This window comes from Marisediminitalea aggregata (assembly GCF_900129565.1).
Classification (GTDB): Bacteria; Pseudomonadota; Gammaproteobacteria; order Enterobacterales; family Alteromonadaceae; genus Alteromonas; species Alteromonas aggregata.
The window spans coordinates 63,311-87,748 of the sequence record NZ_FQWD01000001.1 but is presented as its reverse complement, the minus strand read 5'-3'; the positions used below and the strand labels follow the sequence as shown (position 1 = coordinate 87,748).

The 24,438-nt window shown below is 50.1% G+C and carries 22 protein-coding genes; 20 read left to right on the top strand and 2 right to left on the bottom strand.

Annotation, left to right across the window (positions count from 1 at the left end):
* The first annotated feature begins 3 nt into the window (after window positions 1–3).
* The 5 genes from BUB81_RS00385 (at window position 4) to hemE (ending at window position 5,236) form a co-directional block, all read left to right on the top strand.
* Entirely contained in the window at window positions 4–606 is a 603-nt protein-coding gene (locus tag BUB81_RS00385; RefSeq protein ID WP_073316688.1) for a thiamine phosphate synthase, read from the top strand.
* Window positions 603–1,589, top strand: coding sequence for a HesA/MoeB/ThiF family protein (locus tag BUB81_RS00380; protein ID WP_217653433.1), 987 nt, complete (start codon window positions 603–605; stop codon window positions 1,587–1,589). Before BUB81_RS00385 ends, BUB81_RS00380 begins: the two co-directional genes overlap by 4 nt.
* A gap of 48 nt (window positions 1,590–1,637) precedes the next feature.
* The gene (gene tenA, locus BUB81_RS00375) at window positions 1,638–2,339 is read left to right on the top strand and encodes a thiaminase II (protein WP_073316684.1); all 702 of its coding nucleotides are present in this window, start codon (window positions 1,638–1,640) and stop codon (window positions 2,337–2,339) included.
* 49 nt (window positions 2,340–2,388) lie between these two features.
* A complete protein-coding gene (locus tag BUB81_RS00370) occupies window positions 2,389–3,834 on the top strand; it encodes a sodium:solute symporter family transporter (protein ID WP_073316682.1) in 1,446 nt (481 codons plus the stop codon).
* 310 nt (window positions 3,835–4,144) lie between these two features.
* Window positions 4,145–5,236, top strand: a complete 1,092-nt coding sequence (gene hemE / locus BUB81_RS00365) for a uroporphyrinogen decarboxylase (protein ID WP_073316679.1) — start codon at window positions 4,145–4,147, stop codon at window positions 5,234–5,236.
* Window positions 5,237–5,287: 51 nt separating this feature from the next.
* Here hemE and queG read toward each other — a convergent pair whose 3' ends face one another.
* Entirely contained in the window at window positions 5,288–6,433 is a 1,146-nt protein-coding gene (queG, locus tag BUB81_RS00360; RefSeq protein WP_073316677.1) for a tRNA epoxyqueuosine(34) reductase QueG, read from the bottom strand.
* 6 nt (window positions 6,434–6,439) lie between these two features.
* Between queG and BUB81_RS00355 the strand changes: the two genes are divergently transcribed.
* From BUB81_RS00355 to BUB81_RS00300, 12 genes are all read left to right on the top strand, one after another.
* Window positions 6,440–7,939 (top strand): bifunctional ADP-dependent NAD(P)H-hydrate dehydratase/NAD(P)H-hydrate epimerase, encoded by a 1,500-nt coding sequence (locus BUB81_RS00355; RefSeq protein ID WP_073316675.1) that lies wholly within the window; start codon window positions 6,440–6,442, stop codon window positions 7,937–7,939.
* Between the two features lie 41 nt (window positions 7,940–7,980).
* Complete coding sequence (gene tsaE, locus BUB81_RS00350) at window positions 7,981–8,463, top strand: tRNA (adenosine(37)-N6)-threonylcarbamoyltransferase complex ATPase subunit type 1 TsaE (protein ID WP_073316673.1); 483 nt, start codon at window positions 7,981–7,983, stop codon at window positions 8,461–8,463.
* 82 nt (window positions 8,464–8,545) lie between these two features.
* A complete protein-coding gene (locus BUB81_RS00345; RefSeq protein WP_073316671.1) occupies window positions 8,546–9,862 on the top strand; it encodes an N-acetylmuramoyl-L-alanine amidase in 1,317 nt (438 codons plus the stop codon).
* A 53-nt stretch (window positions 9,863–9,915) separates the two neighbouring features.
* Complete coding sequence (gene mutL / locus BUB81_RS00340) at window positions 9,916–11,745, top strand: DNA mismatch repair endonuclease MutL (RefSeq protein WP_073316669.1); 1,830 nt, start codon at window positions 9,916–9,918, stop codon at window positions 11,743–11,745.
* A gap of 4 nt (window positions 11,746–11,749) precedes the next feature.
* Entirely contained in the window at window positions 11,750–12,676 is a 927-nt protein-coding gene (miaA, locus tag BUB81_RS00335; protein WP_073316668.1) for a tRNA (adenosine(37)-N6)-dimethylallyltransferase MiaA, read from the top strand.
* A gap of 83 nt (window positions 12,677–12,759) precedes the next feature.
* Window positions 12,760–13,008, top strand: coding sequence for an RNA chaperone Hfq (hfq, locus tag BUB81_RS00330; protein ID WP_073316666.1), 249 nt, complete (start codon window positions 12,760–12,762; stop codon window positions 13,006–13,008).
* A 17-nt stretch (window positions 13,009–13,025) separates the two neighbouring features.
* Window positions 13,026–14,315 carry a ribosome rescue GTPase HflX gene (gene hflX / locus BUB81_RS00325; RefSeq protein WP_073316664.1) on the top strand — a complete coding sequence of 430 codons (1,290 nt, stop codon included), beginning with the start codon at window positions 13,026–13,028 and terminating at the stop codon, window positions 14,313–14,315.
* Between the two features lie 142 nt (window positions 14,316–14,457).
* The gene (gene hflK, locus BUB81_RS00320) at window positions 14,458–15,627 is read left to right on the top strand and encodes an FtsH protease activity modulator HflK (RefSeq protein ID WP_073316662.1); all 1,170 of its coding nucleotides are present in this window, start codon (window positions 14,458–14,460) and stop codon (window positions 15,625–15,627) included.
* Between the two features lie 6 nt (window positions 15,628–15,633).
* The gene (gene hflC / locus BUB81_RS00315; RefSeq protein ID WP_073316660.1) at window positions 15,634–16,524 is read left to right on the top strand and encodes a protease modulator HflC; all 891 of its coding nucleotides are present in this window, start codon (window positions 15,634–15,636) and stop codon (window positions 16,522–16,524) included.
* 272 nt (window positions 16,525–16,796) lie between these two features.
* Window positions 16,797–18,392 (top strand): AbgT family transporter, encoded by a 1,596-nt coding sequence (locus BUB81_RS00310; protein ID WP_073316658.1) that lies wholly within the window; start codon window positions 16,797–16,799, stop codon window positions 18,390–18,392.
* A gap of 67 nt (window positions 18,393–18,459) precedes the next feature.
* On the top strand, window positions 18,460–19,539 hold the full coding sequence (hemH, locus tag BUB81_RS00305; protein WP_073316656.1) for a ferrochelatase: 1,080 nt from the start codon (window positions 18,460–18,462) through the stop codon (window positions 19,537–19,539).
* Window positions 19,536–19,955 (top strand): DUF4112 domain-containing protein, encoded by a 420-nt coding sequence (locus BUB81_RS00300; protein ID WP_073316655.1) that lies wholly within the window; start codon window positions 19,536–19,538, stop codon window positions 19,953–19,955. The genes hemH and BUB81_RS00300 overlap by 4 nt, the downstream gene beginning before the upstream one ends.
* A gap of 5 nt (window positions 19,956–19,960) precedes the next feature.
* Here the strand turns inward: BUB81_RS00300 and BUB81_RS00295 are convergent, their stop codons facing one another.
* Complete coding sequence (locus BUB81_RS00295) at window positions 19,961–21,412, bottom strand: GGDEF domain-containing protein (RefSeq protein ID WP_073316653.1); 1,452 nt, start codon at window positions 21,410–21,412, stop codon at window positions 19,961–19,963.
* Window positions 21,413–21,684: 272 nt separating this feature from the next.
* Here BUB81_RS00295 and ubiG point away from each other — a divergent pair, with 272 nt between their 5' ends.
* The 3 genes from ubiG (at window position 21,685) to BUB81_RS00280 (ending at window position 24,437) form a co-directional block, all read left to right on the top strand.
* Window positions 21,685–22,455, top strand: a complete 771-nt coding sequence (gene ubiG, locus BUB81_RS00290; RefSeq protein ID WP_073316650.1) for a bifunctional 2-polyprenyl-6-hydroxyphenol methylase/3-demethylubiquinol 3-O-methyltransferase UbiG — start codon at window positions 21,685–21,687, stop codon at window positions 22,453–22,455.
* A gap of 37 nt (window positions 22,456–22,492) precedes the next feature.
* Window positions 22,493–23,107, top strand: a complete 615-nt coding sequence (locus tag BUB81_RS00285) for a glutathione S-transferase family protein (RefSeq protein WP_073316647.1) — start codon at window positions 22,493–22,495, stop codon at window positions 23,105–23,107.
* 397 nt (window positions 23,108–23,504) lie between these two features.
* Window positions 23,505–24,437 (top strand): lipase family alpha/beta hydrolase, encoded by a 933-nt coding sequence (locus tag BUB81_RS00280; RefSeq protein WP_073316645.1) that lies wholly within the window; start codon window positions 23,505–23,507, stop codon window positions 24,435–24,437.
* Window position 24,438 lies beyond the last annotated feature (1 nt).

Below are 24,438 nucleotides of genomic sequence, written 5' to 3'. Positions count from 1 at the left end.
TTCATGACAAAAACACTGAGTTCGTTTTACCCCATTTTTGATAGCGCAGACTGGATTGAACGGCTGGTGCCACTTGGCATTAAGCTGGTTCAACTGAGAATAAAAGATCTGCCCGAGGATGACATTGCGCAACATATTCGGCGATCCCAGGCGGTCTGCCGTCAGCACAATTGCACACTGATTATTAACGATTACTGGCAGTTGGCTATGTCGATGGGTTGTGAGTGGGTGCACCTGGGGCAGGAAGATCTGGATACGGCAGACATTGATGCGATTCGGGCAGCGGGATTACGCCTTGGCATCAGTACCCATGATCACCAGGAACTAAAACGCGCGCTGGCATTGTCGCCGGACTACGTTGCCCTAGGGCCGGTTTATCCCACTATTCTGAAAAAAATGAAGTGGCATGAGCAAGGCCTGGACCGGGTTGCCGAGTGGAAAGCCCTGGTCGGTGATGTGCCGCTGGTGGCGATTGGCGGTATGTCTGTAGACAGAGCGGCTTTGGCGTTTTCAGTCGGTGCCGATATCGTCGCGGCGGTCACTGACATTACCTTACACGCTGATCCTGCGTTACGCGTGAAACAATGGCTGGAGGCCTGTTCGTGAACCGCTATACACGACAAACCTGCTTACCTGAAATCGGGAATAGCGGCCAGCTGCGTCTGGAAAACGCCCACGTACTGATTGTTGGGGTGGGAGGATTGGGCTGCGCTGCCCTGCCTTATTTAGCGGGGGCCGGAGTCGGCAAAATGACCCTGATAGACCCGGATACCGTGTCAGAGTCAAATTTACACCGTCAGGTATTGTACAAGGAAGCTGATATTGGCAACCCGAAAGTCGCCTGTGCCCGGGACTGGATTTCTCAGCACAATGCTGCCCTTGAGGTGAAGACTCACTTTAGTGCTTTGAGTCCCGAAGACGCAGACAAGCTGTGTGATCAAGCTGACATCGTTCTGGATTGTGCCGATAGTTTTGCGGTGAGTTATACCTTGTCTGACGCCTGTATGCGCACACGAACGCCTTTGATATCCGCGTCTGTACTGGCGTTTGCAGGCTATGTGGGCGGCTTCTGCGGCACCAGGCCTTCCCTACGCGCAGTGTTCCCGGATCTGCCTGCTCAGGCACAAAGCTGTACATCTGCCGGTGTAATGGGACCGGTTGTTGGCGTACTGGGCTGCCTGCAAGCTCAATTTGCGCTGAATACCTTGCTGGCCATAGAGCCGAGTCCCGTTGGACAATTGCTATCGGTGGATTTGAAGAATCTGCAGCAAAGTGGTTTCCGGTTCGATTCCGCCAGTGAGCCACCAACGCAGGATGCACTGACCTTCATCAGCCCTCGGGATATAACACAAGAAGATTGGGTGGTGGATGTACGTGATGGCATGACTGAAACGTCGCGCCAATCTGACGCAATCGTACAGCACTTCTCACTGGATGATTTCAGAACCCGGCAATATAAGCCCGACGCGCACAAGCGCGCAGTCATTGTGTGTAGAACCGGTTTAACGGCGTGGCGTGCCGCCCGGTTATTACAAACCTACTGGCAAGGCGATATTCGCCTGATGGCGATGGGTAATACCCCTTTGTAACAACACGCTTTTTCTCTCTGTAAAAACGTAACAATAATGGAACTGACTATGACAACGTTACCTGAACTGCCGAACTACGGTCGCACTTTTTCACTCATGCGTGAGGGATGTATTGATGAATGGCAAGCCTACGTCGGCCACCCATTTGTACAGGGTTTACGCGATGGCTCTTTGCCGCAACCCGCCTTTTTGCATTACATGATTCAGGATTATGTTTATTTGGTGCATTACGCCCGTGCCTGGGCCCTGGGGGTCGTTAAAGCGGAGTCGCCCGAAGAAATGCGGTTATGCGCCGCGACCGTGGATTCGCTGATCAATCATGAATTTTCCCTGCATATCGAAACCTGCGCCGCACAGGGTATTGATGAGCAGACCGTCTTCAATGCCAAGGAAGATTTGGAGACGATTGCATATACACGTTATGTGCTGGACTCCGGGCTGCAGGGGGATTTCCTCGATTTGATTCTGGCACTTGCTCCCTGTGCTTTTGGTTATGGCGAAATTGGCCTGCTGCTGAAGGATGCAAACTATGTTGGACACCCCTATGAAAAATGGATCGCAACCTACAGCGGTGACAAGTTTCAGGACGTGTGCGTGAAAGTCGGGCATCTCGTTGATCTTGCAATTGAGCGACGGGTTGGCAACGAACCAACCAGCTCGCCGCGTTGGTCAGCCATGCAGGCCCGCTTTACCAAAGCGGTGGAACTGGAGTCGGCGTTTTGGGGAATGGGCTTAAAAGCCGTCAAATAGCTCTGCACTGGCTGTTGCCTGCGGACCGAAAGGACACAAGGATAGATATATGCTTGATAGCACGACTGTAATTTTATGGCTGGTTGTATTTGCCGGGCTCTATGCGGTACTGGGCCTGTACTACAACGGCAAACATCAGGGCACACTCGATGATTTTATTGTGGCCCGAAATAGTCAGGGGAGTCAGGCGACGTTTGCCACCTTACTGGCTACCACAATGGGCACCTGGATATTGTTTGGCCCCGCTGAATCGGCGGTTTGGGGGGGCGTTGGTGCGATAGCCGGCTATGCACTGGGTACATTAGCGCCGTCCTTTCTTATGGTTCCGCTGGGCGTGAGACTACGCCGGATCATGCCGAATGGCTATGCATTAACTGAGTTTGTGCGTGTGCGATACGGCAATGGTGTGTATGGATTTGTGTCGTTTATCATGCTGTTTTACATGTTTATTGGGCTGACCGCGGGCCTTACGGGTATTGCGCAGCTTGTCGCCCTGGTCGCACCTATACCGCTTTGGATCACGGCCAGTATTGTGATGGTTGCGACACTGGCGTATACCCTGGGCGGCGGCTTGAAGGTATCTATTTTTACTGACCGGATTCAGTTGTTGGTGATCTTGCCATTCATTGCGATTCTGCTTCTGTTCGGGTGGCAGTACACGGGAGGCATGAAACCGGTTTTCGATGGCTTGATGGAAAAAGCCCCACAACTACTAAATCCTTTCGACACCCAGGGGCTGGAAACCGGTATCACGTTTTTTCTGGCCGTCGGTTTAACGGGCTTGTTTTACCAGGGCACCTGGCAACGCATATTTGCTGCCAGGAACAGTCGGACCCTGCTCAAAGGTTTTGTGTTCAGCGGGCTGTTGAGCTTCCCGGTTATTGCGGCAATGGGGCTGTTCGGTCTGGCTTTTGTTGGGTTGAGTCTGCCCGGAGACGGGTCAACTGCACTGTTTACCATAGTGCTGAACGAAGCGCCGTACTGGCTGATAGTCGGCATAATCCTGTTCGGGCTGGCGCTAATCATGAGTAGTGCAGACTCTACAATTAGTGGTCTCAACAGCTTGTTTATTGTCGATCTCCGTCGCGTGTTTCCTCGCATGAATGCCAGCGAACTTAAAGTGATATGCCGCTATTTGCTGGTAATCCTGTCTATGATTGCGCTGTATGTGGCGTCACAAGGACTGAGTATTCTGTATTTATTTCTGCTGGCTGATCTATTGTGTTGTGCTGCTGCATTTCCGGTGTTTTTCGGCTTTTACAGTCAGCGGTATCAAAGTTATCAGGCCATTATTGGCATTCTGAGCGGCATCGTTGCCGGGTTATTTTTCTTCCCTCTGCCGGGCGAGGCCGCGCTACATTTATATGAAGCCTTCTTGCTTGCCACCTTTGTGCCGGTGGTCGTGTCACTGGTTTTATTGCTGCTACCGGTAAGTAAACGCTTCGAATTTTCCACAGTAGCGAAACAGACAGAGTTACTTTTTTCGGGTAAATAACAATGGGAAAGGCAGGCGGCGCTAGCTGGCGTTTATGAGTCTGGTTGCTGACATACTTTACGTTTGTGTCAGTGATCAGTCCCTGATTTCAGGCAATAAAAAACCTCGCCGAGGCGAGGTTAGGAATGGTTTAGCGAGGGCCCGTAAACGAGCTTCTTTAATTTGTGAACAGAATGTTAACTTTAAGTTTGACATAAATCAAGTTAATTCTTTCAATCACGTGCATCGATTTCATTTTTACCCATGAAAACGGAATTCTTGCTATACTCGCCGCCAATTTCAGTATCCATTTCAGTATTTGGGGATAAGCATGGCAGATTCGAGTGGCACAGTTGAACGCCCAGCCTTAAAAAACGACCGTTACCTTCGCGCATTGTTAAAGCAACCGGTAGATATGACACCGGTGTGGATGATGCGCCAGGCTGGTCGTTATTTACCAGAATATAAAGCTACACGGGCCGAAGCCGGTGACTTTATGTCGCTGTGCAAAAATGCTGAGCTTGCATGCGAGGTCACTCTGCAGCCGCTGCGTCGTTTTCCGCTGGACGCCGCCATACTGTTTTCAGATATTCTGACTATCCCTGATGCCATGGGCCTGGGTTTGTATTTTGAAACCGGCGAAGGTCCGCGCTTTAAAAATCCAATTGAAAGCAAGGCTGACGTCGACAAACTGGGTGTACCGGATCCAGAAGGCGAACTGCAATATGTCATGAACGCCGTGCGCACTATTCGTCGCGAATTAAAAGGTGACGTACCGTTGATTGGATTCTCAGGCAGTCCATGGACATTGGCGACATACATGGTAGAAGGCGGCTCAAGTAAAGCTTTCACCAAGATCAAGAAAATGGCGTTTAGCGATCCTCAGACCCTGCATGCATTACTTTCAGTACTGGCTGACTCTGTTACGTCTTACCTGAATGCGCAAATTGCAGCCGGTGCGCAGTCAGTGATGATTTTCGACACCTGGGGCGGCGTGTTGTCTCCTCGTGATTACAAAGAATTCTCATTGCAGTACATGCACAAGATTGTTGATGGCCTGACACGTGAAAGCGAAGGCCGCAAGATACCAGTTACGCTGTTTACTAAAAACGGTGGTATGTGGCTGGAAGCGATTGCTGCAACAGGCTGTGATGCGGTAGGCCTGGACTGGACCATTGATATTGCCGATGCAAAGGCACGTGTAGGCGACAAAGTCGCGCTGCAGGGCAACATGGACCCGTCAATGTTGTATGCGCAGCCGGCACGTATCGAGCAGGAAGTCGCTGATATTCTGGCTGGATTCGGAGAAGGCACAGGACACGTGTTTAACCTGGGCCACGGCATTCATCTGGATGTGCCACCTGAGCACGCCGGCGTGTTCGTTGAAGCGGTACACCGCCTGAGTAAGCCTTACCATAAGTAATTCTGCACCTGGTGTCTGAGGCGTAGCAACGTATCATACAAGGCTACGCCATCAGGCGTCGCGCGGTAATCCTTTCTCTATTGTTCTCACCAGCCGGGTTATCTGGCGTGGCCTGCTAAGCGCATCGCCGTTCTTCTGTTGCTGTCTTTCTAACGCCCATTCTAAATGGGGGCGCAATATCTCGCAGGCGTCAGGCAGTGCTTCAGTAAGCAAGTGAATATAGTGTTCGTCGTATGAGGCATTGCCAATTGCCACGCTTACATTACGACGCCATTTCGTATAACCAATCCGGCGGATCGGCGACCCTTCGGTATTGCGCAAAAACGTGGCTTCATCCCAACTGAACAGTGTTGCCAGGCTCTGGCCATGTAATACCTTCCGCGGGTGAAAGTCTGCTTCGTCGGTGAGAGGCGCGTACCGGTTCCACGGGCAGATAAGCTGGCAGTCATCACAGCCGTAAAGGCGGTTTCCCATGGGCTCGCGAAATACCTCAGGGATCACACCGTCATATTCAATGGTTAGGTAAGAAATGCAGCGCCGGGCATCTACAACATAGGGCGCAACAATGGCCTGAGTAGGACAAATAGTCATGCAGGCCGTGCAAGTGCCGCAATGTTCTTCGGAAGTAGGTTCATCGACCGGCAGCGGCAGGTTAATAAACAACTCGCCAAGAAAAAACCACGAACCGGCCTGTTTGTTCAGAGTAAGGCTGTGTTTACCCGTCCAGCCAATACCGGCTTTTTCGGCAATGGCATGTTCAAGCACCGGGGCTGAGTCTACAAAAGGGCGAAACTGGGTATCTGCCAGTTCGGCCTGAATTTTTTCCCCCAGTTTTTTTAATTTACTGCGCAGTACCTTATGGTAGTCACGGCCCAGTGCGTAGCGGGAGATATACCCGATATCCGGATTATTCAGGTGTTTGGCAAACGATGCGTCGGGAGGGAGGTAATCCATGCGTACCGAAATTACCCGCAATGTACCGGGCACCAGTTCAACGGGTCGCGCACGCTTCATGCCGTGATTGGCCATAAAGGCCATGTCGCCGTGATACTGGTTATCCAGCCATGATTGCAAGGCAGCCTCGTGCTGACTCAGATCAATATCGCTAATGCCAACCTGCTGAAAACCTAGCGCATTGGCCCAAGCCTTGATATCGTCTACCAACTTGTAAAGATCTATCGATTGTAACTCGGACATGTACACATGCTAGATACCCAACTCATCGACAGCTTACCATATAAACTCTATCGCGCCGACCAGGTACGCGAAAATGAACGTACCGCCGCAGAAAAAGCCGGCGTTGAAATGTTTACCTTAATGGAGCGCGCCGGTAAGGCCGTGTTCCACCAGTCACAATTACTGTTACCCAATACCGATGTGTATTTGGTTTTAGTCGGGCAGGGTAATAATGCGGGCGACGGCTACATTGCGGCAATCAATGCCAAAAAAGCGGGCAAGCAAGTGCTACTTTGCGCCATTGAACCTCATCGTATCCTCGAAGGGGATGCGGGTGTTGCGCAACAAAAATGGCTGGATGCCGGCGGGAAGATAGAGCCGTTTAACCCAGGGTATTTAGTAAAATGCGGTCTGGTCATCGATGCCTTACTGGGCACTGGGATTAACAGCTATATTCGCAATGAATTTGCTGACGTGATTGATGCGGTGAATAAATCCGGTAAACCTGTAGTTAGTATTGATGTGCCATCCGGGCTAGACGCCAATACCGGTCAGTCGTTAGGGCGCTGCGTTGAAGCCGATGTCACCGTGACATTTGTCGGTATTAAACCGGGTCTGACTACCGGGGCGGGCAAACAGTCCTGCGGTACCCTGGTATTCGACGATTTAGGTATCGGTAAGACGTTTGTTGAACTGGCGCGTTCGTGCGGTTCGTTGCTGAATATTGAGCAATTTAAGGGGCTGGCCCCACGTGATGTTCACAGCCATAAAGGCACTTATGGCCGGTTGTTGTGTATTGGCGGCAACCGCGGCACAGCTGGCGCAATTCGACTTGCCGGTGAGGCGGCGTTGCGATCAGGTGCCGGGCTGGTGAAAGTGTTTTGTCATGAAGGTTCAACGGTACAGGTGAGTGCCGGACGGCCAGAGCTTATGGTAACCTGTGATAACTTGCACGAAGCACTGGACTGGGCATCGTGTGTCGTTATTGGACCTGGCTTGGGGCAGGACGACTGGGCGCTGGCAGCATTCGAACTGGCTATGAAACACTGTCAGACTCACCCAAAACCCATGGTGATCGATGCAGACGCGCTAAATCTACTCAGCAAGCATGCACTGTCGTACTCCATTACTGATTGTATTCTTACCCCACATGCTGGCGAAGCCGCGAGACTACTGAATATGTCGGTAGATGAAGTCGAAGCGGATCGCTTTAACAGCGTGAAACAATGTGCTCAGCGATTCCATGCTACTTGTGTGTTAAAGGGCGCAGGTACCATTATTGATAATGAAACTAAAACCTGGGTGTGTCAGCACGGCAACCCTGGTATGGCCACGGCTGGCATGGGCGACGTATTAAGTGGTATTCTTGGCGCTTTGCTTGCGCAGGGGCTAAGTAAGGATATTGCCACCAAATACGGTGTATCTATCCATGCTAAAGCGGGTGATGAAGTGGCGCGTTTATACGGCGAGCGCGGCATGCTTGCCAGCGACCTGTTTGAATCTGTGCGAGCGCTAATCAATCAGTAACAGGCGTGCCTGCACGCCGCTTTGGGAAGCAAAAGTAAACCATGACCACGGCACACGGTGATTTTTATGCAGCAAGTGAAGACGATACGGCGAAACTTGCTGCTGATTTGGCTTCGGCCACAACGTCGCAGCTAGCGAAAGGCGTAATCATCTACCTTCAGGGCGATTTGGGGGCGGGTAAAACGACGTTTAGCCGCTATTTTATCCGCGCTTTTGGCCATTCAGGCAACGTTAAGAGTCCAACCTATACGCTGGTGGAGCCTTATGAGTTAGGCAAATTAACGCTGTATCATTTTGATTTGTACCGTTTAGGGGACCCGGAAGAACTTGAGTTTATGGGTATCCGGGACTACTTCGACACGAATCAAATCTGTTTGATCGAATGGCCGCAAAATGGGGGCCAATGCTTGGCACCGGCGGATTTAGTGATTAGTATAGAATCAAATGGTACGGGACGTCGTTTCAGTGTGAACGCGGAATCGCAGACGGGACAGGCGATTTTGCAGCAGTGTAAACGCATTTAACGGCTGGCCGGAATGCTGGCAAGACGGTGTACCCATTGGATTACACAGCCTGAATAACTACAATTGATGACCAGGGCTTGTCATGTTGCGCGGTAAATTAATATTACTACTAAGTTGGTGCTTACTAGCGTTTAACGCTTTAGCAAGCAACGACATCAAAGACGTTCGGGTATGGCCAACCAGCGCCAGCACGCGGGTGGTTTTTGATCTGAAAAACGCGCCCGAATTCACCTATTTTACGTTGAGTAATCCACATCGACTGGTTATCGACCTTGCTGATACCCGCAGTGACACCCCGCTTAAATTAGACAACACGGGCAGCTTACTGAACAAGGTTCGCTATTCAACGCCCAAAAATAAAGCTTCTACGCGCGTGGTGATTGAACTCGCCCGTAAAGCGGAAACGTCGCTGTTCGCGGTGCCTCCGGCCGACAACCTGGGGCACAGACTTGTGGTAGATTTACTCGACTCGGCCCCACAAAGCAGTGGTGTGGTGCTCGATATGAATCAATCCAGTCGTGACCGGGATATCATTGTTGCGATAGATGCCGGTCATGGTGGTAAAGACCCTGGTTCAATTGGGCCTGCCGGTACCTACGAAAAGAATATTACCCTTAGCATTGCCAAAATGCTGGAAGATCGCATTAACAAAGAAGCCGGTATGCGGGCAGTTATGACGCGTAATGGTGACTACTATATTTCACCCAACAAACGCCCGGAAGTGGCGCGTCAGCACAAAGCCGACTTACTGATTTCTATTCATGCCGATGCCTTCACGCAGCCTGAACCCAGAGGCGGTTCGGTGTGGGTGTTGTCTATGCGTCGCGCCGACAGTGAATTAGGTCGCTGGCTGGAAAAAACAGAGCGACATTCCGAATTGTTAGGTGGCGCAGCCGAGGTGATTTCAGACAACGCGTCCGAGCGCTATCTGGCGGAAACCATTCTGGGTTTGTCTATGGACCACTCCATGTCGACCAGCTATGACTTAAGCAAGAAGGTCATCAGTGAATTAAAAGGCGTAACCCGACTGCACAAACGATCGCCCCAGGCCGCCAGTCTGGCGGTATTAACCGCGCCGGATATCCCGTCGATTCTTGTTGAGGTCGGATTTATCTCAAATCCTCAGGAAGAGAAGAATCTCAACTGGTCTAAATACCGTCAGCAATTGGCTGATGCCATGTTTAGCGCCACAAAACGCTATTTTGAGCAAACCCCGCCCGATGGTACACTGTGGGCGTCTCGCAAAGCGGAAAATCGCACCCATAAAGTGCGCAGTGGCGAGTCTTTGTCGTTGTTAGCGCAGCGTTACAACGTGAAGGTAAGCAGTATCAAACGTGCCAATAACCTCACCAGCGACATGGTGCGAATCGGGCAGGTGCTTACCATTCCCAGTACCTGATTTACGCCGCACGCCGTTACACAAGTTTTCAAGCAAAATACACAGGAACGCCCTTGCCCATTCAGCTATTGCCACCTCGACTTGCCAACCAGATCGCTGCCGGAGAAGTTGTCGAGCGCCCGGCTTCCGTTGTGAAAGAACTGGTTGAGAACAGTTTGGACGCGGGGGCGAATCGCATTGAACTGGATATCGAAAAAGGCGGACACAAGCGCATTAAACTGCGGGACAACGGCAGTGGCATAGCAAAGCACGAGCTAGAACTTGCGCTGTCGCGACATGCCACCAGTAAAATATCTACACTGGACGATCTGGAACAAATACTTTCATTGGGTTTTCGCGGTGAGGCACTTGCCAGTATTTCTGCGGTAAGCCGTCTGACGTTGACGTCCAAACCAGCAGCCCAAGAGCAGGCCTGGCAAGCGTGTTGTGAAGGGCGTGATATGGCAGTGCAGGTCCAGCCTGCGGCCCACCCCGACGGCACAACCATTGACGTGATGGATATTTTTTATAATACGCCTGCCCGCCGTAAGTTTCTGCGCACTGAAAAAACCGAATATCAGCACATTGAAGAGGTGATCAAACGCATTGCCCTTAGCCGCCCGGACGTCACGTTTGTGTTGCGCCACAATGGCAAGGTCACCAAGCGTTTTGCCGGCTCAAACGATCTGGCGGTAAGAGTCGGGCAGGTATGCGGACAAAAGTTTGTGCAGCAAGCTATCCACACCCAGTGTGACTATGCGTCTATTAAGCTCGAAGCCTGGCTGGGCGACGCTCGCCAGCTTCGCAGCAGCAATGACTGCCAGTACAGTTTTGTCAATGGTCGCGGTATGCGCGATAAATTGATATTGCACGCGTTGCGTCAGGCGTATGATTCGGTGTTGGGAAGTGCTGAGCAACCCGCCTTTGTGGTTTACCTCACCATTGACCCACGTGAAGTCGACGTGAATGTGCATCCTGCCAAGCACGAGGTCCGCTTTCAGCAAGGCAGGCTGGTTCATGACTTTATTTGTAAGACCGTGTGTGATGCGCTGAGCGAAAGCAGTGATTTCGCAGTTGATCATGACATACAGCAAGATACCGGACACGATTATATTCGTCCGCTGTCACCCGTTGTACGGGAAAGCCATCAGGACAGCCAGTTTCAGCCAGCGTCACCGTCTCAATCACCAACCGGCTTCACGGGGCAAAGCGACCAACCCAATCAATCCGGGCCAACTTCGTCACACAGGGCGGGGGTAGCAGGCAGTGCCGGTAGCCGGGGCGTGTCAGGACGCCCATATTCAGCCGGTTCTCAGCAGGTAAGCACTGGCTATCAGCAGCATTATCAGCAGTTGATGACACCTACAGATGAGAGCGTTAACAGTGCTGTTCAGGCTGATGGCAAAGGTATAGCGTTTTTGCCGTTGGGTGAATCTGCCCGGCTTTATGCTGATTCAGATGCCGAACGGTGCTGGCTATTATCGGTAAACTCACTCTATCAGCCTTGGCTTGCAGCTATATTGGAAGGTCAACTGGTTGCTCAGCCTTTATTGATGCCAGTCAGTGTCAGTCAGGCTGTTAATGCAGCAGCGTCTGCCGTGTTTGAGGAGTTCGCTTTTGAATTGCACTGTAACGCTGGCAAAACCCGCCTGTTGAAAGTGCCAGCACCGCTGCGTCAATTACCCTGGGCAGCATTGTTTCCGCAGATTTGCGAAGCGCAGCCTGACAGTGTTGAGTCACTTACTATTGCGCTGGCGAATTCTCTGGCCGCGCAGGCATATCAACCCGATACATTATGGCGCTGGTTCGACCAACTGGCGATTTCTTCACAATCGGACATACTAAAGGCTTGTGGTGCGAAAAAATCGCAACAAGCGCTAATGCAGTGGATAGAAAAAGAATAACACGATGACGAGTCAAACTGGCCCGGTAGTGGCCATTATGGGACCGACGGCCTCAGGAAAGACGGGCCTTGCCCTGGAGTTAGCCAAACACATACCCGCAGAGATTATCAGCGTCGACTCGGCGCTGGTATACCGTCATATGGATATTGGTACGGCTAAGCCCACACCCGAAGAAATGGCCATTGCGCCACACTGGCTTGTCGACATTATTGAGCCCAATGAGGCCTACTCCGTTGCTGAATTTGTAAAGGATGCGACACGCCTGATTGGTGAAATTCATAGTAGAGGTAAACTGCCAATTCTGGCAGGTGGGACAATTATGTACTTTAATGCCTTGATAAATGGAATTTCGCCCCTACCTAAATCGGACACAAAGATTCGCGACGACATTGCCCGTGAAGCCGAGGAAAAAGGCTGGCAGGTCTTGCATGATGAATTAGCTGTGATCGACCCGGTGGCTGCTGCCCGTATTCACCCCAATGACCCGCAGAGACTGACCCGGGCGCTGGAAGTGTATCGCAGTAGTGGGCAGACATTGACGCACTGGCAGCAACAGGCAACTACACGTTGTCCGTATAACATAGAACAATTTGCCATTGCGCCGCAGGACCGTGCTGTGTTACATGATCGTATAGCCCAGCGATTCGACTTAATGTTGGAGCAAGGGCTGGTCGCTGAAGTCGAAAAATTATATCAACGCGGAGACTTAAATGAGGACATGCCATCGATTCGTTCGGTGGGATACAGGCAAGTGTGGCAATACCTTAACGGTGAGCTAAGCTATGCAGACATGCGCGATAGAGGTATTATTGCGACAAGACAGTTAGCTAAACGCCAGTTGACCTGGTTGCGTGGCTGGTCGGAGTTAACCTGGCTTGACACATTTGCTAAAGATAATTTGACTAAAATTACTGCAAAAGTCACACTTTGATTTAAGGAAGTGTGATATAAAGCAAAAGCGCTGGGGCAAATTGAAAAATTTGTCGGTTTAATAATAAAAACTAAGGATTTGAAATGGCTAAAGGGCAATCATTACAAGACCCATTTTTAAACGCATTACGCAAGGAGCGTATTCCCGTTTCCATTTATCTGGTTAACGGTATCAAACTCCAAGGGCAGGTAGAGTCATTTGACCAGTTTGTTATCCTGTTAAAAAACACTGTAAGCCAAATGGTCTATAAGCACGCTATTTCTACTGTTGTGCCTTCTCGTGCCATTACAATGCCAAGTGCTCAAGGGGACGCTGAGAACAAAAGTGAGTAATTGCAAAGGTAACACGCTTGTTTGACCGTTATGAAGCCGGTGAACAGGCTATACTTGTTCATGTCAATTTTGCCGACGAAGATAGTCGTGAAGACTTAGCTGAGCTGGAACTTCTCGTATCGTCGGCTGGTGTAAACCCGGTTGATGTTATTACCACTTCCCGCAGTTCTCCGCAGCCCAAGTACTTTGTTGGTACGGGTAAAGCAGAAGAGATCGCTGCTGCTGTAAAAGCGCACGAGGCGAATGTGGTTATTTTCAATCACGCTCTATCGCCTTCTCAAGAGCGTAACCTCGAGGCTGTTTGTAAGTGCCGGGTTATCGACCGCACAGGCCTCATTCTGGATATCTTTGCTCAGCGTGCGAGAACTCACGAAGGTAAACTTCAGGTGGAACTCGCGCAACTTCGTCACATTTCTACCCGATTGATCCGAGGCTGGACACACCTTGAGCGTCAAAAGGGCGGGATTGGTCTTCGCGGGCCAGGTGAGACGCAGTTAGAGACTGACCGACGATTACTTCGCGGGCGCATCAAAACTATTCTTCGGCGGCTTGAAAAAGTTGCTAAACAGCGCGAACAGGGACGTCGCTCCCGGAAACGCGCTGAAATTCCTACTTTGTCGCTGGTGGGTTATACCAACGCGGGTAAATCCACCCTGTTTAATCACATTACCGATGCGGACGTATACGCAGCTGACCAGTTGTTTGCCACACTGGACCCAACACTGCGCAAAGTCGAGCTGAAGGAATTAGGGCCGGTTATCCTGGCAGACACCGTAGGGTTTATCCGGCATTTGCCACACGATTTGGTTGCCGCATTTAAAGCGACATTGCAAGAAACTCAGGAAGCCGATTTGTTGCTGCATGTTGTGGATTATTCAGCCGCCAATTACCTCGAGACCATGGACGAAGTGAACGCGGTATTAGAGGAAATTGAGGCCGGCGATATTCCACAGTTGATTGTGTGTAATAAGATCGATCAACTGGAAGAAGTTGAACCCAAAATTGACCGCGACGAAAACGGCATGCCGATTCGCGTGTGGTTATCAGCTAAAACCGGTGTGGGGGTTGAACTCCTGTTAACTGCCCTCAATGAATGTTTAGCGCAGAGCATGGTGAGTTACACCCTGAAAATTCCACCTGCACAAAGCCGCCTGCGCGGTGTATTGTATGAGCTGGATTGTATTGCTGAGCAATCCTACGATTCACAGGGCGATTGGGTGGTAGATGTTCGTATGCCTGCAGCAGACTGGAACCGATTGGAAAAGCGGTTAGATAACAGTTTGTCACAGTTTGTAGTAAAGCATTAATGCAGCGTTAGGGCTTTAGCACCTATAATTGCGATGAAATGTACATAATCATGAATGACTTCGTGCAACGCCCGTAGGTTTTGCAATCTAAAACGAATAGAATTCAGTATTAAATAATAATTTTTTTTTACGGAGTATTAGCATGGCTTGGAATGAGCCGGGTGGTAATAAGAATAACGACCCGTGGAAGAATCGTGGCGGCCGTGATCAAGGGCCTCCCGATCTGGATGACGTGTTTAAAAATCTGTTTGGTAAGCTCGGTAAGATGGGCGGTGGCGACGGCGGCGGTTCCGGTAAGAAACTCGGCGGTGTTGGTGCAGCACTTATTGTTGGTTTGCTTATCGTGGTGTACGTGGTGAGTGGTTTCTACACCATTCGCGAAGCCCAGTTGGGTGTTGTACTTCGCTTCGGCCAATACCATTCTCAGGTTGAGCCAGGACTCCGTTGGAAACCGACCTTTATCGATACTGTGATCCCGGTAGACGTGCAATCTATCCGCTATCAGTCATCTTCAGGTTCTATGCTTACCGAAGATGAGAACGTGGTGAGTGTACAGATGGAAGTGCAGTACCGGGTCGTTGACCCGTACCGCTGGACATTTGCCGTAACCAGCCCGGAAATGAGCCTGAGTCAGGCTTTGGACAGTGCCATTCGTTATGTTGTAGGTCATTCAAGCATGGATGACGTGCTAACCGACGGTCGTGAAGTTACCCGTCAACGCGTATGGGAAGAGCTTGAAGGCATCCTGGCACCGTACAACATTGGTGTTGCTATTGTTGATATGAACTTCAAGGACGCACGTCCGCCAGAAGAAGTGAAAGACGCCTTTGATGACGCGATTGCCGCACAAGAAGATGAGCAGCGCTTCATTCGTGAAGCAGAAGCCTATGCCCGTGAAATGGAACCACGTGCACGTGGTCAGGTTAATCGTATGAACGAAGAAGCTCAGGCCTATAAAGAGCGTGTGATTCTGGAAGCGCAGGGTGAGGTTGCCCGCTTCAGTGAATTACTGCCTCAGTTTGAAAAAGCGCCTGAAGTTACCCGTCAGCGTATTTACCTTGAGACCATGGAGCAGGTGTTCTCTAACACCAGTAAGATCATGGTAGACAGTGGTGAAGGTGGTAACAACATCATGTATCTGCCGCTCGATAAGATTATGGACGGTCAGAACTCCAGCAGTACAACCATAAACCGTATGCGCAACACGCTGGAAGGCCTGCAGAACGTGAACAGTGGCAATACGAGCGGTACGCGCGTAACGCCAACAACGTCGTCTGGTTTACGCGGTGACAGCGTTCGTGGTGGGAGATAAGCACTGATGAAGAATTTATTTATTGCATTACTCATCACGCTGGTGGTGATGGGCTCAGGGTCACTTTTCGTAGTGAAAGAAGGCCAGCGCGCCATTGTTATTCAGTTCGGTAAAGTTCAGCGTGACAATACAACCGGTCAAACCAAAGTGTTTGAACCAGGTCTGCACTTCAAACTGCCGTTTATTGATACCGTGCGCTCGTTAGACGCGCGTATTCAAACACTGGATGATTCACCAGACCGTTTTGTAACGTCGGAGAAGAAAGACCTGATCGTGAATTCCTATGTGAAATGGCGCATCAAAGACTTCGCACGTTACTATCTGTCTACAAACGGCGGTAACAAGCTGCAAGCTGAAGCGCTGCTTAAGCAAAAGGTGAACAACGGCCTAAGAACAGAGTTTGGTAGCCGGACTATTTCGCAGATTGTTTCTGGTGAGCGCACCGAGTTAATGGAACGCGCCATGGAACAAGCCTCCACATCGTCTGACGAACTGGGCATTGAAATTGTTGACGTACGGGTGAAGCAAATCAACCTGCCAACTGAAGTCAGTAACTCTATTTTCCAGCGTATGCGTGCAGAGCGTGCTGGTGTGGCGCGTGAACACCGTTCACAAGGTCAGGAGCAGGCTGAGGTTATCAAGGCGAACATTGAAGCTAAAGTTACCGTAATGCTGGCTGATGCTGAACGTAACGCGCGTCAGTTACGCGGTGAAGGTGATGCGACCGCAGCGCAAATCTACGCTGAAGCCTATTCAAAGAATCCTGAGTTCTATGGCTTCCTGCGCAGCATGGACGCGTACCGCTCCAGCTTCAACAGCAAAGATGATGTGTTGGTAGTTGAGCCGGACAGTGACTTCTTCCGTTATATGAAGTCGCGCACTGGCGGCGGTAAATAAGCAGCCACAGCGCCAATAAATCAAGTTGAAAAAGCCGATGCATTGCATCGGCTTTTTTTGTTGGAAGCAGCAAAGCCCAGACGATATGCTTTACAACATCGAATAACACCATTTTTGCTCTTTAATAAATCGCGTACTGCCGCAAATACTGCTGGTTCTCTGCCCAAATGCTGCGAATTAAGGTAAACTTCGCCTTTAAAATAGCCTGACAAAGACAAATAAAGTCAGTGCATAAAAGCAACATCATAATAAAAAACGACAGAGGACTTGTTTTGAGTTTAGAAAACACAACTAAACCGACAGAATCGACGCCGTCTAAAGGGCTCTTCTCTCGGTTTCTTGCGACGGTAGAGTGGCTGGGAAACCTCCTGCCGCACCCCGTTACGCTATTTGCCCTTCTGGCAGTGGGTATCGTTATTCTGAGTGGCATACTCGGTTATTTTGAGGTATCCGTTATCGACCCGCGCCCAGAGGGCGCAAAAGGGCGTTCGCCAGATGGCACCATTGAAGTTATTTCACTGCTGAGCGCCGAAGGGCTCCAGCGCATCGTAACTGGCCTGGTGACTAACTTCACCGGCTTTGCGCCGCTTGGTACGGTATTGGTTGCGCTACTGGGTGTTTCAGTAGCTGAGCACTCAGGTTTACTGTCTACTGCAATGCGGGCACTGGTAATGAACGCGTCCAAGCGCATGGTAACCTTCGCGATTGTATTTGCCGGGATTATCTCGAATACCGCATCAGAGCTGGGCTATGTGGTCCTTATCCCACTTGCCGCGATGATTTTCCACGCTCTGGGGCGTCATCCACTGGCAGGTTTGGCCGCGGCGTTTGCCGGGGTATCTGCCGGATATAGCGCTAACTTGTTGCTGGGTACGGTTGACCCGTTACTCTCTGGTATTACCGAAGCGGCAGCACACATGATCGACCCCGACTATGTCGTCGGCCCGGAAGTGAATTGGTATTTCATGTTCATCAGCACGTTTTTGATTGCTGGTATGGGTACGCTGGTAACAGAGAAAATCGTTGAGCCTCGTTTAGGTAAATACGACGCGAATGAAGCATCGGTTAAGCTGGATGAACAAAAAATGGCAGCGCCGACTGCACAGGAAATTCGCGCGCTGAAATGGGCGGGTGTTGCATTTGTCGCGGTATGTGCAGTGTTAGCGCTAACTGTGGTGCCTGAAAACGGTATCCTGCGTCATCCGGAAACCGGCGCGGTGGCAGGCTCGCCGTTTCTTAAGGGCATAGTCGCATTTATTTTTATCAGCTTTGCCGTACCGGGGTTTGTTTACGGTCGTATCGCTGGCACGATGAAAAACGACAAAGACATTATCGATGCCATGTCCAAGAGCATGGGCTCAATGGGACTGTATATTACGCTGGTGTTTTTCGCTGCGCAGTTTGTGGCCTTCTTTAAATGGACCAATCTGGGCACGGTAATGGCGGTTGAAGGGGCAGCGCTGCTGCAGCAACTGGGTTTAGATGGCCCGGAAGTATTCTTCCTGTTCATTTTGATGTGCGGCATTGTTAACTTGTCACTGGGCAGTGCGTCGGCACAATGGGCTGTGACTGCCCCGGTGTTTGTGCCCATGCTGATGCTGGTGGGATTTGCGCCCGAAGTCATTCAGGCGGCGTACCGCATAGGTGATTCGGTTACCAATGTTATTTCGCCGATGATGAGCTATTTTGGCCTGATCATGGCTATGGCCGCGAAGTATAAGAAAGACGTGGGAATGGGTACGCTGATTGCCATGATGCTGCCCTACAGTATGGTATTTATTGTTGGCTGGACCCTGTTGTTTTACATCTGGGTATTTGTGTTGGGGATGCCGGTCGGACCGGGCGCCGCGACTTATTATCAGCCGTAGTAGTCTGTTTGGGTATACGCCACGTAGTATGCCCAAACAGTAAGTAATAACAGCGAGATAGTAATCAATGAAATTCACTGGAAATGCCGGGTTTACCCACGGTCAGTCAGACAAGATAGGCGTGCTAATTACCAATCTGGGAACGCCTCAAGCGCCAACAAAAGCGGCGCTGAAACCCTATCTGAAAGAGTTTTTGTCTGATCCCCGGGTGGTAGAAGTGCCGCGGTTGATTTGGTGGTTTATCCTCAACGGCGTTATTTTGAATATTCGCCCCAAACGCTCAGCTGAAGCCTATGCGTCAGTGTGGTCAGAACAAGGTTCGCCACTCATGGTTCACACTAAGGCTCAGGCCGAAGCGCTGGCTAAACGTTGTGCGACCGAGTTTGGTGACAACGTGGTGGTGGAATTTGCCATGCGCTATGGCGAACCGTCGGTAAGTGGCACCATCGACCGCATGCTCAGCCAGGGCGTACGCAAGTTACTGGTTCTTCCGCTTTACCCGCAGTACAGTGCATCTACGGTGGCATCAACCTTTGATGCTGTAGCCCATGATTTTGTAAAGCGTCGCTGGTTACCGGATTTTCGATTCGTGAGTCACTATCACGATCGACCCGATTATATTCAGGCCGTGGCTGATAAAATTCAGCAACACTGGCAGCATTACGGTCGGGCCGACAAGTTGATCCTGTCGTACCACGGGGTGCCAAAACGCTATCTGGACAGCGGTGATCCTTACCATTGTGAGTGCCATAAAACGTCACGCCTGATAGCCGAGGCGCTGGGTCTGGATAAATCAGAGTATATGACAACATTCCAGTCGCGCTTTGGCCGTGAAGAGTGGTTGAAACCTTACACCGACGAAACCTTAAAAGGGTTACCCGCTGAGGGCGTGAAGTCGGTACAAGTGGTATGTCCGGGCTTTTCTGCGGATTGCCTTGAAACCATTGAGGAGATTGGCGAGGAAAATCGTGACTACTTCATGGAAGCTGGCGGTGAGCGGTATGAATATATCCCGGCGTTGAACAGTGAACCGGAACACATCAATATGTTGTTCGGATTAATTAAGGAAAACCTGCATGGCTGGCAGGTGTCAGACAACAATGCCCAGCGTGAACAGCTGGCGAAGGAGATGGGAAGCAAACAATGAACAATAAAACGGGAGTCACAGCACCTACTGAGTTGCTGAAAGCACAAAAGCTGGCCAATCGGTTAGATACTGCCTTCAAGCTCCCGTTTATTCCGTTTCGCATCGGTCTAGATGCCATTATAGGCTTGATCCCGGGGCTGGGGGATGCGGTTATGCTTATCGCCGCGTTAAGAATTGTGTACCTCGGCAAGAAAATGGGGCTTCCACCGGGCCTGGTGAAAGTCATGTTGCGCAATGCGCTACTTGATTTTGGTTTGGGATTTATTCCCCTGGTCGGCGATATCGTAGACTTTTTCTATAAAGCGAATCAGGCCAATGTACGCGTTATGGAAAAATACTGGGTGAGTCAGAATAAAGACGCCATCGACGCCAACGCCAAATCCGCCTTGGAGGCCTGGTCGGCCAAACAGCAGTAACCAATTTAATTTTGCTGCTTGGCTGATCGAAAGAAATGGCGGCTCCGCTGCGCCTGTTTGGGCAAGGAGTAAACTGACTGGGGCGCTTCGAACCTGCCAGACACACAGTTTCTCCCCGCGCGTTTTGATTCGTACAAGGCTTCATCGGCCCGTTTAAGCGCTTTTTCTATTAACCCATTGACCACATTCGCACAGCCAATCGACACCGTTACCGACAACGACTCTTCCTCAAAAATGGGGATGCTAAGCGCCTCAATGGCATGTTGTAAGGTATTGGCGGCAATGATGACACCTTCGGGATCAGTGTGCGGTAGCAATATTGCAAACTCTTCCCCGCCGTAACGACACACTGAATCTGTGTCTCGCACCAGACGCCGTAGATTCCAGGCAATATGACGAATGACTTTGTCGCCAACGTCATGGCCGTAGCGGTCGTTCACCTGTTTAAAGTGATCTATGTCAACCAGCATTAACCCCACGCCACCGCCAACACGTCGTTGATGAGCCAATTGCTGGTCTATTACTTGTTTAAAGCCACGTCGATTCAATAACTGGGTGAGTTCGTCGTAAAGTGCCACGGCACGTAGTTTCTTTTCTAATTTGCGACGCGTGCGATCGGTTTGTTCATGCACACTGGCCCCTATCATAAGCACAACAAACAGAAACCAGCACACGGCAATGACATAGCTGCCAAAGAGACTGGACACCTGAGTGCTGGCAACTGAGCGAATAACCAGGTAGCCAGTGCCAAAGAAAAACATCCCGCCAACAATAAACTGCACCCGTGCGATCTGTCCGCCTAAATGTGGGGAAAGTACCGCGCGGACTGTGCCCCGATTCGCGGTGATTCCTAACACTGATGCAGCCAGAAAAAAGCTGAGTGTCACGGTAAATAAAGACATATCCTGATAAAAGGCCGGAATCTGGTATGCGTACCCGGTGAGCGCCATTGTTGAAATGCAAAGCGCCATTAACGCCAGAGCCTGGCAAACGGTGGAGTGTCGAGCTTTTCGGGCCCAGATGGCCATTAACAAGCAACTGATCACTAAGAAGGTGTTACCTGACAAGCGATTTGAAGGGTGAAGCTGGAAAATTTCAGCCAGATGGCGTGAAGAAAAAAAGGTATCTGACGACTGTATTGGAGAAGCCACATTTAACAGCAAAAGGCTCAGCATGGCCAAAGCAACGGCGACTTGCAGGCTAATTGAAACGACCTTTTTCCTGAATTGCAAAATCAAGGAAAAAGACAACGACAAAAACAATATAGCGGTAAAAGGATGGGTTGCAGGCCCACCCGCCACCGGACGGTAAAGATACTCTATGTCGAAAGCATGCCCTGCCAGTACACAGGCTGCCAGACCTATAACCAAATAAGCGAGCTGGGTGCCGGTTTTTTTTGCGACTACGATTAAGGAATGGTGCGGCGTTGTGTACAAAGCCGTAAATTGCAGGTTCATCGATACGCTCCTATCACGATTACTTAAAACGTAGTGTGAAAAATGCACAATTTCAACTTTAGTCTAAGTTTAAATGGTGCGGTAATGTGGGCTTTGATCAATTCCTGTGTGAGGGGGGTATTAAACTTAAACCTATTACCGTTATGAACAAACACAAATTGAAAAGCATAGTTTTCGTCAGTAAGTGGGTGGTCTCTTAAGTAAGTGTTCATGCAAGTGCGTTGGTTATACTATACTTCCCGCCCAGTGATGGCGTCTTTGGAATAGTCCAGATGTTAGACAAAAGTCAGTTAAGTCAACCTATTAACGATAATACCTCGGCACAGGAAATCGCCCGGTTTAATCAGATGGCCAGGGAGTGGTGGGACCCGAACGGTAAGTTCAAAACCGCGTTGGCGTTTAATACCACGCGCGCTGCTTATATGATTCAACATTTGGCTTATTGTCACAATCGCGACCCCAATTCGGAGCGTTGTTTACAGGGCCTGTCCGTCTTAGATGTCGGCTGTGGTGGTGGCTTGATAAGCGAAGCGCTGGCCAGAAAGGGCGCCGATGTAACGGGCATTGATGCCAGTGCAGTGAGTATTGAGGTAGCCAAAGCACACGCGGCTCAATCCGGATTGAATATTCGCTATTCGCACCATCTTGCCGAGCAGGAAGTACAGGCTGGCAACAAATACGATATCGTCATTAACGCTGAGGTCGTGGAACATGTTCCGGATCAGCCCGCACTTATTGGCCAATGCGCACAGCTTGTCAGTCCAAAAGGGACATTGGTGCTAGCGACGTTAAACCGTACCTGGCTGTCCTGGCTGATTGCTATTGTGGGCGCAGAGTATGTAATGCGTTATCTACCGGTGGGTACCCATGACTGGAAGCAATTTGTAAAACCGGTAGAGTTAGCCAGCTGGGTTAAGCCGGAAAAGTTTGAATCCGTCTATGAAACCGGCATGAAACTGAATCCGCTTTCAGGCCAGTGGCGGTTGTCTTCGTCTCTCAAGGTAAATTATATACAGCTTTATAAACGCCACTTCATCGACTAATCTGACTGTTCTGCAGGCGTTTAAAAAGGAACTGACGATGACTTACACTGTTTATGATGCTTCCCGGGCACCCAATCCGCGCCGGGTACGCATGTTTCTGGCGGAAAAAGGCGTTGATGTTAACTATGTTCAACTGGATATCCAGAAAGGAGAAAACCTGTCACCCGCCATGCTTGCCAAAAATCCGATGGGAAAGTTACCCATTCTGGAATTGGCTGATGGCACCTGTATTAGTGAAACCGACGCGATTTGTACCTACATAGAAGCCATGCATCCGGAACCGCCGTTACTTGGAACCACACCATTAGAAAAGGGCATCGTGGGCATGTGGCAGCGCCGGGTAGATCAGTGCCTGATGTTGCCCGTTACCCAGTGTTTTCAACATTCAACCGGTTATTTCAAAGACCGTATGACCCCTGTGCCTGCTTTTGGAGAACAAGCCGGTAAAGATGTTGTCGCATTTCTGGATATCCTCGACGCGCGTATGGGCGAGAGTGACTTCATTGCCGGTGATGCATTCACCGTTGCTGACATTATTGCGTTGTGCGCAATCGACTTTGCCCGCGTGGTGAAAATCAGACTGGCTGAGCATCAGGAAAACCTTAAACGTTGGCATCAACTCGTTAGCGCAAGAGCCAGCGCGTCGGCTTGAGTAAAACACGCAAAATTTTCTAATCTGGTTTCAAAACCCGGGTGTCCATTCCTTGTAAAGAGACATCATTTACACTGATGTCTCGACGTATTTACTATCTCAAATGTATTTCTACTATCCATGATACGCATTCATATTGTGAATGTGGGGGCTAGTGGACCTCTCCACCTTCAGGTTTAGTGATTAATGCGCTAATTTTTAAGGAAAATTGAATAAATACTACAAATCTTGCTGGTATCGTGTAGTAAGTCTGGCGTGTCCAAATAGTCATTTTTCACTTGAAAGTTGCGAAAATTAATGAAATGTTAACAAAATAATAACAATGGTTAGACCTCTGATGAGAGCCTAACGACAGAACATTAATGACAACTGAAAATACACAATACAGGACACACACATGAAAAAAGCACTCTATTTCGCTTGTTTGGCATGGTTGTTTAATGCTGCTGTACCTGCCTACGCGGCTCCTGATACCTCAACCAAATATCCGATTGTGCTTGTGCACGGTCTGTTTGGATTTGATGACGCCCTGGGCGTTGATTACTTTTACAAAGTACCCAACAAACTGACGCGCTACGGCGCGAAGGTATACACCGCTACCGTGTCACCTGCCAATTCCAGTGAAGTACGTGGCGAGCAGTTGTTAGCGTATGTACAGGAAGTATTAGCACATTCAGGCGCTGAAAAGGTTAACCTGATTGGTCACAGTCATGGTGGTCCAACTATTCGATACGTCGCCAGCGTTGCGCCCGAGTTGGTTGCATCAGCAACTTCAGTTGCGGGTGTGAATCAGGGCAGCAAGGTAGCAGATTTAGTGCGCAAAAGCCTGGATGAAGACTCACCACAAGAAGGCGTTGCCGGTACGGTAGTAAATGCCTTTGCGAATGTGATTGAACTTGTTTCAGGTTCAGATCCGCGTGAGTTGCCAACAGACAGCGTAGCGGCAATGGATTCGCTTACCACAGAAGGCGCAGCCAAATTTAATGCTCGTTATCCAGAGGGTATGCCAAGTGGTTACTGTACCAATGACGGCGATATGCTGGCTGAAAATGGTGTGTACTATTTTTCATGGAGTGGTGGCAAGACACTGACTAATCCGCTTGATGTTAGCGATCCGCTTATGGTGTTAACCGGCCTGGCATTTGACGAGCCCAACGACGGCCTGGTATCCAGCTGTAGCTCTCAGTTGGGGTATGTTATCAACGACCGCTATCGCATGAACCACCTGGATGAAGTCAATCAGGTTTTTGGTATTCATCACTGGTTTGAAACCGATCCGGTACAAGTATTTGTAAAACAGGCGCAGCGCCTGAAGTCACTGGGCCTGTAAC